The organism is Microcoleus sp. M2_D5, from assembly GCF_036701935.1.
Taxonomy (GTDB): Bacteria; Cyanobacteriota; Cyanobacteriia; order Cyanobacteriales; family Microcoleaceae; genus Microcoleus.
Map to the genome: position 1 here is coordinate 1 of NZ_JAUBRP010000001.1, position 15,969 is coordinate 15,969.

10 protein-coding genes are annotated in these 15,969 nt (G+C 47.6%); 3 read left to right on the plus strand and 7 right to left on the minus strand.

The features are described from left to right. Window positions 1-615: 615 nt before the first annotated feature. From QUA50_RS00005 to QUA50_RS00025, 5 genes are all read right to left on the minus strand, one after another. A complete protein-coding gene (locus QUA50_RS00005; RefSeq protein WP_333259016.1) occupies window positions 616-1,461 on the minus strand; it encodes a nitrate ABC transporter ATP-binding protein in 846 nt (281 codons plus the stop codon). A gap of 266 nt (window positions 1,462-1,727) precedes the next feature. Further along, window positions 1,728-3,728 carry a nitrate ABC transporter ATP-binding protein gene (locus tag QUA50_RS00010; protein WP_333259014.1) on the minus strand — a complete coding sequence of 667 codons (2,001 nt, stop codon included), beginning with the start codon at window positions 3,726-3,728 and terminating at the stop codon, window positions 1,728-1,730. Between the two features lie 249 nt (window positions 3,729-3,977). Next, the gene (gene ntrB / locus QUA50_RS00015; RefSeq protein WP_333259011.1) at window positions 3,978-4,823 is read right to left on the minus strand and encodes a nitrate ABC transporter permease; all 846 of its coding nucleotides are present in this window, start codon (window positions 4,821-4,823) and stop codon (window positions 3,978-3,980) included. Window positions 4,824-4,903: 80 nt separating this feature from the next. Then, a complete protein-coding gene (locus QUA50_RS00020) occupies window positions 4,904-6,316 on the minus strand; it encodes a CmpA/NrtA family ABC transporter substrate-binding protein (protein ID WP_333259009.1) in 1,413 nt (470 codons plus the stop codon). 757 nt (window positions 6,317-7,073) lie between these two features. Continuing rightward, window positions 7,074-9,839, minus strand: coding sequence for an HAD-IC family P-type ATPase (locus QUA50_RS00025; RefSeq protein ID WP_333259007.1), 2,766 nt, complete (start codon window positions 9,837-9,839; stop codon window positions 7,074-7,076). Between the two features lie 400 nt (window positions 9,840-10,239). Between QUA50_RS00025 and QUA50_RS00030 the strand changes: the two genes are divergently transcribed. Then, complete coding sequence (locus QUA50_RS00030; RefSeq protein ID WP_333259005.1) at window positions 10,240-11,262, plus strand: cysteine peptidase family C39 domain-containing protein; 1,023 nt, start codon at window positions 10,240-10,242, stop codon at window positions 11,260-11,262. A gap of 151 nt (window positions 11,263-11,413) precedes the next feature. Here QUA50_RS00030 and QUA50_RS00035 read toward each other — a convergent pair whose 3' ends face one another. Both QUA50_RS00035 and QUA50_RS00040 read right to left on the minus strand, forming a co-directional pair. Further along, window positions 11,414-12,289, minus strand: a complete 876-nt coding sequence (locus QUA50_RS00035) for a GIY-YIG nuclease family protein (protein WP_333259003.1) — start codon at window positions 12,287-12,289, stop codon at window positions 11,414-11,416. Window positions 12,290-12,485: 196 nt separating this feature from the next. Then, window positions 12,486-13,517 (minus strand): isochorismatase, encoded by a 1,032-nt coding sequence (locus QUA50_RS00040; RefSeq protein ID WP_333259001.1) that lies wholly within the window; start codon window positions 13,515-13,517, stop codon window positions 12,486-12,488. A gap of 77 nt (window positions 13,518-13,594) precedes the next feature. Here QUA50_RS00040 and QUA50_RS00045 point away from each other — a divergent pair, with 77 nt between their 5' ends. Further along, complete coding sequence (locus tag QUA50_RS00045; RefSeq protein ID WP_333258999.1) at window positions 13,595-14,326, plus strand: TVP38/TMEM64 family protein; 732 nt, start codon at window positions 13,595-13,597, stop codon at window positions 14,324-14,326. Between the two features lie 16 nt (window positions 14,327-14,342). Then, window positions 14,343-15,878 carry a mercuric reductase gene (locus QUA50_RS00050; protein ID WP_333258997.1) on the plus strand — a complete coding sequence of 512 codons (1,536 nt, stop codon included), beginning with the start codon at window positions 14,343-14,345 and terminating at the stop codon, window positions 15,876-15,878. The last annotated feature ends 91 nt before the right edge of the window (window positions 15,879-15,969 follow it).

The following is a 15,969-nucleotide window of genomic DNA, read 5'->3' on the forward strand; positions in this document are numbered from 1 at the left end:
GTCCCGCCCGTCTTTTAAGGACGGGCGGGACGCCCATCCCACAAGAAAAAAGAGAAATTATTTAATTGACGATCCTTACGATCGCATAATTCAAGAATTAGCAGTGACAGAATTAGAGACTTGGCAGGAATACACTCTCCACGGAAAACCGCTATATTGACAACAGCCTTAATCCATGAAACACCGATAAACGTTCCTGCAGTGTGCCAGTTCCAAGGGTGGAATGTACCAACCACCGATCGCCCACAAACGGTTAATAACATCAAGAAGAAGCCCACCCTCGATCGAAGGTGGGCTCTGTTCATGCCAGCTTACCGACAGCTAGGCAATCGGGTCTCTTCGCTGGTAGACGTAAAATATCGGAAAAAGATCCGAACGTCTGAAAAAACTTCTCGCCCACCATTAAGCTTCAGTTTACCCAACCGGATCGGGAAAATTGCGTCCGCAGCGCTGTTCCCCTGAAATCGGGGAACACTGGGGCTTCAACTTTTCAAGAGACTTCTGCAAAAAAAGTAAGTCAAGGGCCTGCAGGATGCCTAAAACCAACTTCCCACAAGAATTAAAATTGTTCGAGAAGTCTCATATTCTCGTCTTTAACTTTGATTTCCCAACCGATTAGGCATCGTGATCGTGTGCAAAACGACGGAACAGGAAATCTAGGGCGTAGTTCCGCAAATTGTAGTATTCTGGATCTTCCATCATCTGAACCCGATCGCGCGGACGCGGAAAAGGAATCTCCAAAACTTCGCCAATTGTCGCCGCCGGGCCATTAGTCATCATCACCAGTCGATCGGCCAAAAACAGCGCTTCATCAATGTCGTGAGTAATCATCAACACCGTACAGCGGTGGTCGTTCCAGATTTTCAGCAATTCTTCCTGCAATTCCTCCTTAGTAATTGCGTCCAGAGCACCAAAAGGTTCGTCTAAAATCAGCACTTTCGGGCGAATTGCCAAGGCGCGGGCGATCGAAACCCGCTGCTTCATCCCCCCCGAAATTTGCGGCGGTCTTTTATCAGCCGCTTCTGTCAATCCCACCATCGCCAAATGCTCTTTGACGATCGCATTTTTTTCCACCTTCGACTTATTCGGAAATACAGAATTAACCGCCAGATAAACATTTTCAAACACCGTCCGCCAAGGCAGCAAAGCGTAACCCTGAAACACCACCATGCGATCGGGGCCCGGCTTCTCAATTTTTTGCCCGCTAATTCTGACGCTGCCTTGAGTTGGATGGCTAAAACCCGACACCATATTCAACAGCGTTGACTTGCCACAACCCGAGTGTCCGATCAGCGTAATAAACTCTCCCTCAGCTACAGTCAAGTTAACGTTTTCTAAAGCCCTGTAACCATTTGGGTATGATTTGTGAACATTTTCCATCACCAAAAAAGGCTTCCGGCGATCTTTTCCTTTCTTGGCTTGCTTTTTGGTGTCAGTCTGGTTCGTAGTGGTGTTAATCATGGGTTGGGAACTTTTTAGTGGGTTATTGGCTATAGCGAATAGTGAAATTTTGAATGTGAGCTGCGAGCCCGTGACTACTGAAACCCTTTTGTCTTTCTAGTTTGTATCGAAATCTCGATCCCCCTCGCATCCCCCCTGATAGTCGGGGGACTTTGAAGCCTCTTGTCCCACCCCCTACTCCCCTTATTAAGGGGGGTGCCAGGGTGATCTCCGGGTTTAAGAACACGCCCTAGAGAGAATCGAGTTGCTCATCGTCAGACGCAACTCTAAGCAGCTCTGCGGCCGGAATCGAGTATAACTTCAGCCATCGTGAAATCGCGTTTAATCGCCAGATTGTTGAGATAGCCGATCGGATCGTCTGCATTAAACACCGAGCCGTCAAACAAGCGCAGAGAACCCCGATTGTAAGTAATATCCGACATCCCCAACTCGCGCGCTGCAGTGCTGAACGGGCCCACCCGCACCATCCGCTCCAGAACTTCCACCCAGTTGCGCGGGAACACGGTATCGCCCCAGCGCGCCATCTGCACCATGTGCCACAACTGTTCGGTACGGCTCGGACGGTTGACCCCCTCTCCGCTGAACAAGTGGTGGGCGTATTCCCGCATCGGAGTATCCAGGTTGCAAGCAACAGAGCCGGGATCGCCAATTTGAATGTAATTCTGGTCAGTACCGATGTACTCCCGTCCCGCGATAATTTCGGCAACCTCGGCGGCGCGAGCCGGATTGGCGCAGTATTGGCAAGCTTCCAGCAAAGCTTTGATCAGAGCAATGTGAGTGTTGGGATAAGCAGCAGCCCAGTCTTCCCGCACTCCCAGAATTTTTCCGGGGTGTCCGGGCCACAATTCCAAATCTGTAGCCACCGTAAAGCCGACTCCTTCCATCGATGCCCGGAAGTTCCAAGGTTCGCCGACGCAGAAACCGTCAATAGTGCCACCTTGCAAGTCCACAATCATTTGAGCTGGAGGGATATTTTTCAGCACCACATCGCGATCCGGATCGATGCCGCCGGAAGCCAGCCAGTAGCGCAGCAACAGGTTGTGCATCGAAGAAGGGTGAACGATGCCCATGCGGTGGGTTTGGGCGGGCGTTCTCTGGAGCATTTTTTTAAAGTCTGCCAGAGTGTAGATCCCTTGGTCGTAAAAGCGCCTCGCGAGGGTAATGCCGTTGCCGTTGCGGCTCATGGTGAGGGCTGTAACGGTAGGAATAGGGGTCTCTTGGTGCCCCCCCAAGCTCAACCACATTGCCATCCCAGAGGGCATTTGGGCTGCATCTAAGTAACCAGCGGCGATGCCGTCTACGATGCCGCGCCAGCTCGTTTCCCGCACCAGGTGGACTTCATCGAGGCCGTGTTTGGCAAACAAGCCTTTTTCTTTGGCGACAGCGAGGGGAGCGCAGGCTGTTAGGGGAATGAAGCCGAGTTCGAGGTTGACTTTTTCCAAACCGTGGCGGGCGATCGCCGGTACTTTCCGGGCTCGCAGTTTTTTGACGCGCTTCTGCTGGTTGAGGAAGTAAATCATTTCGCTACGTAGAGCGTAGTAGCTGGGGTGCGTGACGACTTCCATCCGTTTGCGGGGGCGGGGGATGTCTACTTCGAGAATCCCGCCAATCTTCGATTCTGGGCCGTTGGTGAGCATGACGATGCGATCGCTCAGCAGCACTGCCTCATCCACATCGTGAGTCACCATCAGGGCGCTGATTTCGTACTCTTGGCAAATTTCCATCAACTTTTCTTGCAAGTTGCCGCGAGTCAAAGCGTCCAAAGCGCCGAAGGGTTCGTCTAGAAGTAACAGTTTGGGGCGCAGGGCGAGGGCGCGGGCGATCGCCACGCGCTGTTTTTGTCCCCCTGATAGCAATGCAGGTTGTTTTTCGGCGTGGGGCGTCAAGCCCACCATATCGATGTGTTTTTGAATGATTTCGAGGCGTTCGGCTTTCGGTAAGCCGGTCATTACCGAGTCTACGGCTAGAGTAATGTTTTCTCTGACCGTCCGCCAAGGTAGCAGCGAATAGTTTTGGAATACTACCATGCGATCGGGGCCTGGTTGGGTGATTCTTTGTCCTTCAATTGTCACCAATCCTTCTGTCGGCAAATCCAAACCTGCCACCATATTTAGCAGCGTAGATTTGCCGCACCCAGAGTGTCCGATTAAGGAGATAAATTCGCCTTTTTCAATTTCCAGATCGATGCCTTTGAGAGCAACGTATGTGCCCCCGTCTGATAAATTAAATACTTTTTCCAGTTGTTCTATTTCAATCAAAATCGACATGATTTTCTGGCCTTTTTTGTAGGTTGGTTATTTCGCTAGATAATGTCGCTTTTTCTCAAATCTAGATCCCCCTCGCATCCGCCTTAATCAGGGGAGTAGGGGTTGACTTTGAATACACTCTTTTCCCCCCTTATTAAGGGGGGTGCCAGGGTGATCGAGACTTGGCTACAAACAAGAGAGACGGTCGGTTTAACGCTAAGTTGTCGCGCCTTGGACAGAGCCTGGGAACGAGTAACTCACAAATCAAAACTATTTTCCTTGAGGGGGAGCAATTTTTTGCTGCAACCAAGCCATCATGCGATCGAGCAGCAAACCAACAGCCCCGATGTAGACTACAGCTAACAAAATTTCGCTGATGTAGTTTTGCTGGTAAGCGTTCCAAATAAAGAAGCCGATACCTGTAATCCCGGACATCACAATTTCCGCAGCGATAATTGCCAGCCAAGCCAAACCGATCGCAATTCTCAATCCTGTGAAGATGTAAGGAAGTGCCGACGGAAACAAGATATTGAGGTAATACTCTTTCCGAGAAAGTTGCAGCACTTTCGCAACGTTGTTGTAGTCGTCGGGAATTTGGCGCACACCTTCAGCCGTGTTGATCAAAATCGGCCAAACTGAAGTGATAAAAATCACGAACAAAGCAGCAGGTTCGTTTTGTTGCAGTGCAGCCAGGGCGATCGGCACCCAAGCCAAAGGGGCCACCATCCGCAAAAACTGAAAAAGCGGATCTAAAGCCTTATTTAGAAAAGGATTTGTACCTACCACAACCCCCATGCCAATTCCCACAGCAGCGGCGAGAGTATAGCCTTTTGCCACCCGTTCCAAACTAGCTAAAGTTTGCCAAAACAAGCCGACTCCGTAGGTTTTGGAGTTCATGAAAGGATACATCAGCAAAATCCGCGTCCGTTCGTCAGTCCAAACGCTTGTCGGCCCCGGCAATTTAATAATTCCAGAACTTGACAGGAATTGCCAAACAAACAGAAATCCTATTAGCCCCAAGATTGGCGGCAATATATTCGGGGAATTCTTCTTCCAAAACTCGCCCAGCGCCGCTTGCGGAGCGACTCCACCTCTCCGATTTGTACTTACAGCCATCCTGCTTATCTCCTCTGTTTCTGCGGTGTTTTCTTTCGAGACTAAATTTTCGAGGCTAAATTATGGGAAGCTTTTACCCATCACACTTTTTTAATTGCCAAACTACTCAGATAAGCTTCTGGCTGATCGGGATTAAATTCTTTGCCGTCAAAGAACTTTTCAATACCGCGAGACGTACTTTTCGGAATTTCAGCATCAGCCACTCCGGCTAATTTAGCTGCGGCTTTCCACAAATCTTCGCGGTTGACTTTATCGATGATTGCCTTTTTGTCTGCCAAGGTTTTTGTCGGCAAGAAAGCCCAGCGCACGCTTTCGGTTAAGAACCACAAATCGTGGCTCTTGTAGGGATAGGAAACGTTGCCGACACCATCGTTCCAGTACAGCGGACTGCTCTTGAAGTCGTTGATGTCTGGTTTGCCGTCGCCCATGACGTACTTGCCTTCATAGGGAGGAGTCAAAACAGCCGGATTTACGTCAAAGAAGTTTTTGCCGGAAACAATCGCAACTAATTCGGCGCGATTTTCTGGCTTGTCGCACCACTGCTGAGCTTCGATTAGTCCTGCTAGCAAGGCTTCGGTGGCTTTCGGGTGTTTGTCTACCCAGTCGCCGCGAATTGCTAGATATTCCTCTGGGTGGCCTTTCCAGATTTCGGCAGTCAGGGCTGACATGAAGCCGATGTTTTCTTTGACAATCCGCAAAGGCCAGGGGTCGCCGGTGCTGAAAGCGTCCATGCTTCCGGTTTTCATGTTTGCCACGGTTTGGGCAGCCGGTACTGTTAGCAAGCTGACATCTGTATCGGGATTGATGCCGTTAGCTGCCAGCCAGTAGCGAATCCACAAGTCTTGGTTGGCTTTGGGGAAGGTGTAGGCTGCTTTGAAGGGGGTGCCTGCTTGCGCCAAACCTTTGATGTAGTCTTGGGCTGCTTGGTCTAGTTTGAGTCCGAGCCCTTTGCCTTGGTGTTTGCCCGCGATCGCAATTCCATTTCCGTGAGTGTTCAACTGGGCTAGAACATACATCGGGATTTGGACGCTGTTTTTGGTGATCAGACCTTGACTAATTTGATAAGGCATCGGCATTTGCCACTGGCCGCCGTCTATGCCGCCCCCGGCCGATCCGATTTCTACGTTATCTCTGGCCGAACCCCAGTTGGCTTGCTTGGCAACTGTTACCTCTGTCATTCCGTATTTGGCAAAAAAGCCTTTTTCTTGGGCAATGATTAAAGGTGCTGCTTCGACGATCGGGATGTATCCCAATGCGATTTTAGTGCTTTCAATTCCTTCTACTCTTTTCTCGTTGGCCACAGCAACTGCTGAGGTTGCCACCGGCACTGCCCCGCCACCAGCAGTGGCTCCACCACCGCCAGCACTAGCACCCGGTTCGGGAGGATTTCCCAAACACCCTTTGAGCAGTATTGAACTGACTGCAGATGCACCTGCTGTAACGATAAATTTACGCCGAGAAAGCGCAGAAAATTCATCTGAAAATCTTGTCATAGTCTAGCCTCGCTGCAATTCATAATCTTCTGTAACAACATTCACTGAAGTTTATCAAGGCGCTTTTTTTCTGTTCGCTAATGGAATTTAGCGAACTGTTTTGAGCGATCCTTGGCAGGAGGGAGAAAAAGATTTATCGCTAGTATAAGTCTTTAAACTATCCCTGCTGATTTGACTTGTTTGATTAATATCGATATTTCGATCGGCCCAGTTGTGTGAGGTGGCAAAAAGCGAGCAGCACATTTTCTTGGCTTCGTTATTAGCTTACCGTACTCTTGCTGAAATTATAAAACAATTATTAAATTTGATTGATAAGTAAATCTTTTAGCTGTGTGCTATCGATAAGGAAGGGTTGGGAAGGGCGATCGGGTTTGCTTATCAAAACTGGTTTAAACCAAGGCTTCCAGGGTAAAGGTTGTAGCGAAGGGCGATCGGGCAGCCTTCAACTGTATTGTCAATAAGTTGCAAACATCGCAGCCACCGCACATTTACTTTGTTAATATACGTCTATATTTTTTTTAGAAAATTGTAGTTTATTATACAGAAATAATAAACTTTTTAGGATTCGGCTGTTTTAAAAGGCTTAACTGGTTTTCATTGGACTAAAATTGGCGCTTAATCGTAAGTGATTTACCGGATAGGATATGACGTGCGCTTTCAGGTTCGATTTCTGTAATACCGAGAAACCGGGTTTCTTCAAGAAACCCGGTTTCTAAACACCCGAAATTACTAATCGCTCGCACTTTTGTACAGCAGCTTAGTTGGGCGGGTCAAAGCGGTTGACGGAGAGAGCAACACCGATCATCGGCAGAGCGACACCGAAGCAAATCAGCCACTGATCCAGATTCATCGGAGCCGTCTCGAATATGCGATTGACAAACGGAGAGTTAGCAAAGATGATCTGCAAAATCACCGCCACGACAATTCCCACACCGAGGGCGGGAGCACCGCTAACTTGTTCCTTAGATCCGCTAAATTTAGCCATCAAAGAAGGCAACAACTGGCTGAGGCTCAACAGGTAAAAGATTCTACCCATTACCAAAGCTTGAATCGCCATCGTGCGGGCTAGTTGGATCGTTCCCCACTCCGCTTGGCGCACCCATTCAAACATTCCGAAAATCAAAGTCCAGTTGTAAAGAGAAATAGCGATAATTCGCTTGATTCGATTTGGAGTCAGCAAAGGTTCGTTTGCCGATCGAGGTTGCTGTTTCATCACTCCCGGTGACTTGGGCTCGAAAGCCAGCGGTACAGTCATCGTGATCGAGTTGAGCATATTCAGCCAGAGAATTTGCAGCGACAAAATCGGCAATTCTCGCCCGAGGAGGGTGCTGAGCAAAATTGTCATCGATTCTCCGCCGTTGACTGGGAGAATGAAGCTGATTGCTTTGAGCAGGTTTTTGTAAACCGATCGCCCTTCTTCGACAGCAGATTCGATCGACGCAAAGTTATCATCGGTAAGAATCATGTCGGCGGCTTCTTTAGAAACCTCCGTACCGCTGCCCATCGCAATCCCGATATCCGCTTGTTTCAGCGCCGGCGCGTCGTTAACGCCGTCTCCCGTCATCGCCACAATTTCGCCTTGATTTTGCAAGGCTTCTACGAGGCGGAGTTTTTGTTCTGGGGCGACGCGGGCAAAAACTGAGCCGGCTTCTACGGCTTCGCCGAGTTCCTGCTTGCTCATGGAGGCGAGCTCGGCGCCGGTGTAGGCTACAAGTTCTCTGTGGTGTTTAGTTTTGCGGAATCCCATGCGGCGGGCGATCGCCTTGGCTGTAGCGATGTGGTCGCCGGTAATCATTTTGACTTGGATGCCGGCGGTTTGACAAGCTTGGACGGCTGCGATCGCCTCAGCCCGCGGCGGGTCGATCATGCCTTGGAGTCCCAAGAAAATCAGCCCAGATTCCAAATCCGAATGATCGACGGAATTTTGGCTTTCGGGTACTGGCTTTTTCGCTAAAGCCAAGACGCGCAAGCCTTGATGCGCCATTTCATCGACTTGGTGGTGGATTTGTTCGCGATCGACTTCTACCGGATTTCCTTGAGTGTCGAGACTGGAACCGCACCGGCCGAGAATTGATTCTACGGAACCTTTGACGTACAAAATTTTGCCAGTGGGAGTTCGGTGCAGCGTCGCCATGTATTGAAACTGAGATTCAAAGGGAATTGAATCCAGGCGCTGCATTGATTTGGACAAAGCTTGCTGGCTCAATTCGGCTTTTTTGGCAACAGCAATTAACGCTCCTTCTGTCGGATCTCCGACGACTATCCAATTATCGTCTTTGAATTCCAACTGAGAGTCGTTGCAAAGAAGTCCAGCTTGCAAACATTCTTGCAAAGTTGGAGCTTGGCTGACAGTAATTGGCAGTTGGTTGAGTTGAATTTCACCTTCGGGGCTGTATCCCGTACCCGTAACTGAGTAGGATGCGCCGCCAGAATAGATTTCTTGCACCGTCATCTGGTTTTCCGTCAAAGTTCCGGTTTTGTCGGAACAGATGACTGTAGCGCCGCCTAGGGTCTCTACAGCGGGCAATTTGCGGACGATCGCGTGGCGATTTGCCATCCGGGAAACGCCTACGGCTAGGGTGACGGTGATGACGGCGGGTAAGCCTTCGGGAATTGCGCCGACAATCAGGGCGACTGCGGGTTCGACTGCTTCTTTAAAGGCTGAAACCCCCGGTGCGACTGGCCGCCCCAATCTGACTGCGAAGGTCAAGGTTGCCATTCCCAACACGAATAACAGCCAGTTTTGACTGAATTGGTTGAATTTGCGGGTTAAGGGGGTGGTGAGGTCGATGTGGCGATCTAATAGTTGGGAGATTTTGCCTGTTTCGGTTTTATTGGCGATCGCAATTACGATGCCGCTACCTTGGCCAAAAGTTACAAAACTTCCCGCGTATGCCATGTTGTCGCGTTCTGCTAGCGGCGTTTCTTGCGGCAGAACCAAGTCTCCAGATAGTCCTAATTCTTTTTCGACAGCAACAGATTCTCCGGTGAGTCCCGATTCGTCGATTTGCAAGTCGCGCACTTTCACTAAGCGCAAGTCTGCCGGTACTTTGTCGCCGGAAGTCAGGATTACTAAGTCGCCGACAACGAGTTCTTTGGAGGGAATTCTTAATTTTTTGCCGCCCCGAATGACTGTGGCTTCGGTGGTGACAGCTTGGGCTAGGGCTTCAATTTTTTTCTCGGCTCCAGCTTCTTGGATGAAACTAATAGTAGCGTTGGTGGTTGTTACGCCCCAAATTACGCTAGCGTTTAGCCATTCTCCGATCGCGGCTTTGATTAAACCTGCACTCAGCAAGATGATCAGGAGGGGTTGGTTAAATTGCAGGATAAATTTTAACCAGGCTGGTTTCCCTGCTTTAACCGTTAGTTCGTTGGGCCCGAATTTCTGTTGGCGATGGTTGGCTTCTGTCGGTTCTAAACCGCTTTCCAGGTTGGTTTCTAAGATAGTTGCAACCTTGGATATTTCTAGGTAGTGCCAATATTGCTCTGCTACGTCTACATCGTTGGCGGATCTTGATGGCATTATTCTTCCTGAATATTGGGGGTGTGTGAGGAGCTTCGATCGCTCTTTAATAGGCACGCTCAATACAACTCAGCGCTCGTTGGAGCGTGAATATATTGAGCGGCTTAATTGTTTGTTGATTACTTTAACGGGCTGTGACTTACATCTATATTACAACGGATGTAGTCGTTTGTGGCAAGAAATTTGGGGAATTATTTGCGGCGCTAAATCTGGTTTGGGACTTGGTGGCTAAGGTGGGGAAAAGTCGATCGAATCCCTTGACATTTTGCAAATTTTAGGTGTGGTTGAAGAAAGGGAGGACACGGAAGTCACGGATAGACGGATTCATTATTGAACACGAGTCAGGAGTTATCGATCGCAGAAATGTTACAACCTAGTTAAGCAACAAAATTTTGAGTTCATGGAAATAGTAGTGACGCTGGTGCTGGGTTCAGTGCTGTTTGTCTGGGGAATGCGGTTCGGGCGGGTGTTAGTTCGATCGGGAGTGACGGCTAACGACTTGTTTAAGGGCAGAAATTCGATCGCCCTGCTGTTTTTGGGTTTTTATATTGCCTTGCTGCTACTGGCTCTAAATATGCCTCAAATGCCTGCTTTGCCGATCGAGTGGCGCTTTCACGGGATGCGAGTTACTTGGACTTTGCTCAGAGTGATGCTGATGGGAGTCTGCGGTATTGGCTTTAGTATAAGTTGGTTGACAGCGCGATCGCAAGTAATCGCAGTAATTTTAATTGGCTTGTTGGGATTGGGAGGATTTACAGGCGCTGAAAACTATTTTCTGGCGCCAATTTACGCTGATTTAATAGATAATTTGCGGCCCAACGGTGTATTTCGGCAAACATCTAACAGCAGTTGCGCGCCGGCGGCGCTAGCAACAGTGTTAAGGCGTTGGGGAATGGATGCGACGGAATCGAGTGTAGCTAGGGAGGCCGGCACGAGTCGCTTGGGAACTTCCATGCCCCAGTTAATTATAGCAGCAAGAGCTTTGGGCGTAAATGCGATCGAACTAACGCCAACTTGGGAGCAAATTCAGCAAATTAATCGCCCCGGAGTGCTAGCAGTTTGGCTGTTTGACGGCCCTCGGAAGCTACCCCACGCGGTCGCTTTGCTGGGAATGAATGACAGTGTAGCTGTCATTGGAGACCCGGCGCGGGGCAGGATTTTCTATTTAGATAGGGCAACTTTTGCCCGGGTTTGGCGCGATCAATACGTGCCGATTTTCCGGTCTGCTGATATCTTGTTAAGTGACAAAGAAGCTATTGATTATTTGAGTAAATTAGGATATAGTAGCGGCGATTTGAAAACAGATATCGAGCGCTTTCAAACAGATAAAAAAATGAAAGTCAGCGGCAAATTAGACAGGATGACTGAATTAATGTTGAGCGGCCCATTCTTGGAAGGCGTACCGAGATTGGACGGGAAATAAGCCAGGAAATGTAGGGGCGGGTTTCACCAACCACAAACGCCAATAATTGCTGGTCTCAAAAACCCGTCCCCACCAAACGAAAAATCTCAATGTACGTTATTATAAATAAGATACTCCTTCTTGAACAGTCCAATGAATAATTTTTGTTTTTTCACCAAATCAGCTCTTTATTAAGGCTAAACTGAGCAGGCAATGGTTGTAACTTTTCAGCAATACCTAAAAGATAATCTTTGGCTAAGCTATCGAGATTTGTGCGATTTAGAGATAAATATGAACTTAACAATGTAGGTTGAGAAAGCCCTTTAAGTGTCACACCTGCTATCTCATAATTTAATACATCTGGATAAACATTTTGAAAAATCTCATCTGCAAAATCGCAATCGAATAGCTCCACAAATGCAAAAATAACTTGTCTGGCATCAAAAAAATAACAACTTCCTATAAGTTCCTGTTCTGGACTGATGTAAAAACGTTTCTTTGTACGGTGACCAGAACTTTTCCATAACAGTTCTCCCATATTTTGCCTACACAAAACTAAAATATGTAACTGCTGATCTTCATATACACCAGCAACAAAACCCCGAAATAAATCTGACGGCTCTCTGGGAATCGTTTGCCCATTAAGCGATTTGTATATTACTGAAGGAAAAAGAGGCTGGCTGGCAAGCTTAAGCAATCGCTGCAACTCAGAAAACCGGGGACTGGTTTTGGGCAAATATTTCTTGACTTTGCCATAGTTCAGTAAGGGATTAAATTGCTCGATATATTGACACTCTAACTCTTTCAATTCAGAAACGGAAGCTAGAATATATTTAATAACGATTTTATCCAATCCTTTTCTAGCAAGTTGCTTGTAGCGGTGATGGCTCGCTCCTGCCCAACGTTTCCGTAAGTTTTTGGCTTGACCAATATAAAATAATTGTTCGCGTTCACCGACCACAAAATAAATACCTGGATGGTCAGGAAGCTGGTGGCGAAGGCGTAGGGTTAACTGCCCAGACAAAAGCTCTACACTACTTGGATTCATAATTTCATTATCCTTGTTTGTTTTATTATTTAATAGCTAACCGGATTTAATATCACGAGTTAAGCAGCGATTGACTGGGCGATCTTTACCCTCGCAAATAGGACTGCGGTACCAGCAAGCGTCAACCCGCGCTCTGTACGGATAATAGCCGGCGGCTCATTAGATACTAAGCTCATACTCACAGGCAGTTGCTAACTTATGTTGATTGTACCTCAAACTGAGTAGATTTAACAACATTCATTCCCGCCACCGCAAATTTTTGATAAGCTGCATCTGCTTGTTCCGTAAAATCAACAACACCCGGAACAACCACAGGTGAAGTGCAATCTTCCAGCAAATAAACCTTCTTTGCCAAATTCGGATCTCGCGCCAAAATTTCAGTCAGCAAATCATCAATTGTCCAAGCAACGCAGTGACTTTTCGCTTGTCCGGCAATAATTACTGCATCAAAATCAAGTAATTTATCCATAAACTTAGCATTCTTTTCCGCAATCGGATTGCCGTCGAATCCATCTAAAACTTCCGGTCTCAAAACCGAATAGTTTTCTGTCAGTGGATTCCCGCCTTTGATTTCAAAAAGTGCTTGGCTGTTGCGGGCTATAGTATGAAAAAATACTGCTTCTTCAACGGCGGAAACCAGGGCGTGTCCGATGCCGCCGAGCATCGAGTGATAGGGCCAAATTGTCAGGGGATATTTTCCATCGGCGCTGAGTTTTTTGACGTAGTGGCAAGCCTGTTTTTCCAGTGCTGAAAAATTGTCCCTGCTGATGCTGTGGGCGATGGCGGGATTGACTTTCCAAATGCCTTTTTGGACATCTTCGAGTGTAATAGAAGTTGCGGCTGGTATGGGGTGTTCGCCTGCTTCGTCTATCCAAAAGATTGGATGAAAAATTTGCATGGCGGTGTGGGTGTCCATTGTCGGCGCAATGGTTGTAATTGCGTTTAAATTGCGGTAGATGAATTCGCACAACCGCAAATTATCGTCTACTGCACCGCTACCGGAACGCCCGCCCACAAATAGTTCAAATTCGGGCAAGCAAAAGGTATTTTGAGCGTCGATTATCAGCAAACAAGTCTGATTTTTGTCGCTGGCGGCGGGCTGGATGCTGTGCTGCTTTGCCCAATCTTTCGCTTGGGCGGCGCGTTCTTGGTAGGGTACTCGCCAGACTTCGCCTACTTTTTTGGGGTCGAAATATTCGGGGATTGGAAGTTGGGCTTTTGGTGTCATGACGATCGCTTTTAGGGTAGTTTACAGTAATAATTTAAGTTTGCAGTATAATGCTGATAAATATTTGCGGGTGAATCATGGCAAAAGCACGAATCCAAGATTATTATAGGGTAAATTTTAAACGCATAGTGTTGTTTTTTTCGATCGCAGTTTTGCTCGCTCTCTTAATTGTAGCAACTCGCTCTGCCTGCGTTCAAGATGTTTTGAGAACTGTGTTAATGCGGATCGAGGATTTAGGGTGGTGGGGGCCAGTGGCTTTTGTAGCTACTTATAACTTGGCTACTGTGCTGTTTGTACCGGGTTCGGTACTGACGCTGGGAGGGGGAGCGATTTTTGGTTTGTGGTGGGGCTCAGTTTACGTATTTGCGGCGTCGATTTTAGGTGCTGTATTTGCTTTTGCGATCGGGCGCTATTTGTGCCGCGATCGCGTGGTAAAATATATGGAATCTCACCCCAAGTTTAAAGCTCTCGATCGCGCAGTTTCCCAACAAGGATTAAAAATAGTTTTTTTGACTCGTCTTTGTCCTTTATTTCCTTTCAATTTATTGAATTACGCTCTAGGAATTACTCAAGTTTCTTTGAAAGATTACGTGCTGGGTTCCTTTGGCATGATACCGGGTACAATTATGTACGTTTACTCCGGTTCTTTGGTGGGAGAGGTTGCTGCGATAGGCACGGAAACTGTGTATGCAAGTCCTCAAGATTCCGCCGTAAAATGGTTGATTAATATTATCAGTTTTCTCGCTACTGTCGCTGTTACTGTCTTTATCACTCGGATAGCCAGCAAAGCTTTGGAAGAAAGTATTTAATTAGGAGAATTTGCCCATGTCGCAGTCAAAAGTCGATCGCGTAACTGTCCCCCCGATGGACGAACACAACGAGAAATTAGTCTCCTATTTGCATCCGCCCGATTGGGTAAATCCGCAGCCTGCTAGTTCTTATAATTTAGTAGTAATTGGCGCGGGCCCCGCTGGATTAATTGTGGCTGCCGGTGCCGCAGGTTTGGGCGCGAAAGTTGCTTTGATTGAAAAACATTTGATGGGCGGCGACTGTTTGAATGTCGGTTGCGTGCCGTCAAAAGCGCTGATTCGTTCGTCTCGTACTGTCGGCGATATCTGGAATGCCAGTAAATTTGGCGTTCGTGTTTCTGACAGTGTAGAAGTGGATTTTGCCGCTGTGATGGAACGAATGCGCCGCATCAGGGCGGGAATCAGCGATGTTGATTCTGTTCAACGATATCAGGAGAAATTAGGAGTCGATGTTTTCTTAGGTTCCGGTCGTTTTACCAGCAACAATACAGTAGAAGTTGCAGGTAAAAATCTCCGCTTTAAAAAAGCAGTAATTGCCACAGGTGCAAGGGCGCGACAACCGCAAATTTCAGGTTTACAAGAAGCTGGATATCTAACAAATGAAACTGTCTTTAACCTCACAGAAAGACCTCAGCGTTTGGCAGTAATTGGCGCAGGGCCGATCGGCTGCGAATTGGCCCAAGCCTTTCGGCGGCTGGGTTCGGAAGTGGTATTGCTGCACAAAAATGCTCAGATTTTAGACAAGGAAGATGCGGATGCTGCTAAAATCGTGCAGCAGGCTTTTGTACGCGAAGAAATTCAACTAATACTAGAATCCCAAATAGAGCGCGTTGAGAAAACAAATGCAGGCAAAGTAATTTATTATAAATGTCAAGGTAAGGAAGCATCGGTAACAGCAGATGAAATTATTGTGAGTACAGGGCGATCGCCTAACGTGGAAGGATTGAATCTGGAGGCTGTGGGCGTTGAATACGATACACAAACAGGCGTATTTGTCAACGACAACTTGCAAACTACTAATCCCCGCATTTATGCCGCTGGGGATATTTGCATGAAACATAAATTTACTCACGCTGCTGATTTTGCCGCGAGAATGGTGATTCAAAACACTCTATTTTTCGGGCGCAAAAAGCTCAGCGCTTTGACGATACCTTGGTGTACTTACACAAACCCGGAAATTGCGCGCGTCGGAATTGGGGAATACGAGGCTAAGGAAAAAGGCATTGATATCGATACATTTTTAATTCCTTTCAGTCAAGTCGATCGGGCAATTATTGACGGCGAAGAGGAAGGATTTGTGAAAATTCACGTCAAGAAAGGCAGCGATAAAATATTAGGTGCAACTATTGTAGCGCGACACGCTGGGGATATGATAAGCGAGATTACTTTGGCAATGGTTAACAATATTGGTTTGGGAAAGATTGCTAGCATAATTCATTCGTATCCGACGCAAGCTGAGGCAATTCGGAAAGCGGGAGATGCTTACAATCGCACTCGTTTGACTCCGCTTGTGAAGAATTTGTTTAATAAATGGCTGGCTTGGACGCGGTAGTTTAAACTGTATTGAATCAACACCAGGTACAATTGAACCGTAGGGGCGGGTTCACCAACCATCTATGGCGAAAATTAATAATCTCCTAAAC